The following is a 3,347-nucleotide window of genomic DNA, read 5'->3' as shown; positions in this document are numbered from 1 at the left end:
CACCAAATATGCAGCCACCAGCAATATTGCGCGGTACATGGTTACCCGTTCTATTCTAAACGCGCTGGGGCGTTTTTCCTTTTCCAGCTTTATTGATGTGGGAGGTGCGGAAGGTTATACTGCTAACCTGGTAAGAACTTTGTTTAAAGTGGAGGTTCGCTCAACAGACCTGTCGGACTATGCCTGCAGAATGGCCGCCGAAATATTCAATATAAACGCGGCCTGCTGCGACATTCACCACCTGCCCTTTGCAGACCGCTCGTTTGATGCAGTGCTTTGCAGCGAAACCATTGAGCATGTAACGGATTATAAAATGGCCGTGCAGGAATTACTGAGAATTACCAATAAGGTGTTGGTGATAACGGTGCCGCACGACAATCCTGCCCTGGTGGCGGAAAACATCCGGCTAAAAAGGACCCATGAGCATATTCATTGCTTTGATATCCATACCCTCGATTATTTAAAGCAGCAGGGCTATACCGTGGAATACCAGAAAACCCTTTGCCCCCTGCTGGTGGTGCCGCGGGTGGTAGCAGAGGGGCATGCCAAGCCAGACACTAAACGGACCTTTAAAATATATAACCGCTTAACGCCGTTCTTCAGAAAGCTGTGGGGCATCCGTACCGCCAACCGTTTAACTAATATGGATATACGATTGGCAAAGCTTAGCGGCTTATATGGCGGTATTACCTTTATTATAAAAAGAAAAGATACAGGGGAGAAAATGCAGCCCCGAAGCTTCCGGTCGCAGGACTTTACCGGCATTAAAGTGCCGTTCTACAAACCTGCAAATTAAACGTCTACGGTTTTATTCAGCCGGCCTATCTGCTTATCCAGCTCCAGTGCTGCGCTTATCAAAGCGAGATGGGTAAAGGCTTGCGGAAAGTTGCCCAGGTGCTCGCCTTTCTTGCTGATCTGTTCTGAGAACAGTCCCAGGTGGTTGGCATAGCCCAGCATTTTCTCAAAGTTCTCTATGGCTTCATCCAGCCTTTTTGATTTTGCCAAACATTCAATGTACCAGAATGAGCACATGTTAAAAGTGCCCTCTTTGCCGGTTAGCCCGTCAAATCCATCAATATCATTATCGTAGCGGTATATCAGCACATCCAGTCTTAGCTTGTTGTTAATGGCTTCCATGGTGGCTTTCCAGCGCGGCTCCTCCGGGGTAATAAAGTGCACCAGCGGCATTAGCAGCACACTGGCATCTATGGTATCACCGGCCTTGCCATTTGTTTTATGCTGTACCCAGGCCTGCTGCTCCTCGTTCCAGAAGTTGTGGTAAATGTCGTTGTAAATTTCATCCCTTACCGATTCCCATTTTTGTGCCGGGAATGGGAACGACCGGTCGCGGCCTATCTTAATAGCCCGGTCCATGGCCACCCACAGCATTAAGCGGGAATTCAGGAAGTGTTTTTTCCTTTGCCGGATCTCCCAGATGCCGTGATCTGCTTTTTCCCAGTTATCGATCACATAGTTCACCTCTCTTTCGATCAGCTCCCAGAGCTCATGTGTTACCGGTTCGTAAAATTTGTTGTAGATGTAAATGGTATCCAGCAATTCGCCGTGTATATCCAGCTGCAGCTGCTTATTTGCATCGTTGCCGATCCTTACCGGGTGCGATTGTTTGTAGCCCTGCAGGTGCGCAAATTCAATTTCATCAACGTCCGTGCTGCCATCTACCCGGTAAATCAAATGCATATCTTTCTCTTTGGCGTGTTTAATGATCCAGTCCAGGAAGGCCTTGCCTTCTTTATGAAATCCCAGCTTTAAAAAAGCATACATGCTAAAGGCTGCATCCCGTATCCAGGTATAGCGGTAATCCCAGTTACGCAGCCCGCCTATTTCTTCGGGCAGCCCAAAGGTAGCGGCTGCAATTACGGAACCATGTTCTATGCAGGTCAGTAATTTTAAGGTAATGGCCGATCGCATTACAATGCTTTCCCAGCCGCCTTTGTAGGTTGATTGCCGGGTCCAGGAACGCCAGTAGCGGATGGTTTCAAAATAGGTATGGTTCACAAAAAATTCCAGGTCTGAAAGGTATTGCTCCTGCCCTTTCTTTACTGATTCCATTACAAAATGGGTGGTCCCGGATTCTTTCAGCGTAAAATTGGCGTAGGCATCCTCTTTGCGCATCTTCAGCTTCACGCCGGCGGATAAACGAATGGTAAGCCCTTCCACTGCCTGTTCATTACAATCAAACAAAATGCTGTTGTTATCACCCGCGGCCGTGTGCATGGATCTGCCATAATTCAGGCGGGGCTGAAAATGCATATTGAAATCAATATTCCCCCTTATGGCCGTGACCTTTCTTACAATTACGTTATAGCTGTTGCAGGTGTCCGGCATTACCGGCATGTAATCCGTGATCTCAGCAATACCGGTATCGGAAAAGAAGCGGGTGATCAGTACGGCTGTAAAGGGAATGTACAGCTGTTTGCTTGTTACATCCTTCATTTTGGGGGTAATGGTAAATGCGCCGCCTGCCTGGGGATCAAGCAGTGAAGCGAACACAGAAGGAGAATCAAACCTGGGGGCGCAAAGAAAATCAATACAGCCGGTTAAAGATACCAGGGCCGCTGTGCGCATGTTACCAATAATTCCATGATGCTCTATAGATTCAAATTCAGTTTTTCTGTTCATATAGTACCGTATCTAATTTCCTTTTATTAAATTAGGAAAGTATTACCAAATGCTCATTTAATAATTGAAAAAATGAAGAAGCTTGAAAACAAGGTGGCCCTTATAACCGGCGCTGATGCCGGCATTGGCCGGGCTATTACACTGGCCTATGCCGCAGAAGGTGCAAAGGTTGTTATTATCTATCATTCGGATGAGCCCGCAGCAGCACAGCTTGCTGATCAAATAAAAAAGGAAGGCGGTAAGGCCATTTATTTTAAGCTGGATGTTGCAGACGAAGCAGCTGTAAAAGCAGTTTTCAGTAAGGTAAATGAGCAGTTCGGAACGGTGGATCTCCTGGTGAATAATGCTGCGGTCAATGGCAGCAATGTACCGGTAAAGGATATGCCTACGGCGGTTTTTGATACCTGTATCAAAACAAACCTCTACGGCCCCTTTTACTGCAGCAGGGCATTTTTAAACCAGCCGGGGCTGAAGGATGGGAATATTATATTCATCAGCTCTATTCATGAAGAGGTGAATACCGCCGGCAATGCCGACTATAATGCCTCTAAAGCAGCTATCAAAAATTTTAGCAGAAGCCTGGCGCTGGAAGTGGCCGGCAAAGGCATCCGTGTAAATAACATTGCCCCCGGCATGATCCTTACGGATATGAATAAGGAGGCCATGGAAAATGCACAGGTGCGCAAAGAAAAAGAACAGCACATTCC

The 3,347-nt window shown here is 47.0% G+C and carries 3 protein-coding genes; 2 read left to right on the top strand and 1 reads right to left on the bottom strand.

Annotated elements, in window-relative coordinates:
* Positions 1-796 (top strand): class I SAM-dependent methyltransferase (locus VIM87_RS24605; protein WP_331999557.1); only part of this gene is annotated, 796 nt, incomplete at its 5' end.
* Here the strand turns inward: VIM87_RS24605 and VIM87_RS24600 are convergent.
* Complete coding sequence (locus VIM87_RS24600) at positions 793-2,640, bottom strand: glycoside hydrolase family 15 protein (RefSeq protein ID WP_331999556.1); 1,848 nt, start codon at positions 2,638-2,640, stop codon at positions 793-795. The two genes, VIM87_RS24605 and VIM87_RS24600, sit on opposite strands and share 4 nt — an antisense overlap.
* Before the next feature lie 72 nt (positions 2,641-2,712).
* On the opposite strand from VIM87_RS24600, the gene VIM87_RS24595 reads away from it, so the two are divergent.
* Positions 2,713-3,347: SDR family NAD(P)-dependent oxidoreductase (locus VIM87_RS24595; protein WP_331999555.1), on the top strand; the 635-nt coding region annotated here is incomplete at its 3' end.

Origin of the sequence: Chitinophaga sp., assembly GCF_036569125.1 — a bacterium.
In the GTDB taxonomy this organism is placed as follows: Bacteria; Bacteroidota; Bacteroidia; order Chitinophagales; family Chitinophagaceae; genus Chitinophaga.
The sequence above is the reverse complement of the archived record's forward strand: the minus strand, read 5'-3'. Positions and strand labels throughout refer to the sequence as shown.

Bases quoted from the DNA above. Each gene is read 5' to 3' on its own strand.
- VIM87_RS24600 (WP_331999556.1), bottom strand. From the start codon at position 2,640: ATGAACAGAAAAACTGAATTTGAATCTATAGAGCATCATGGAATTATT.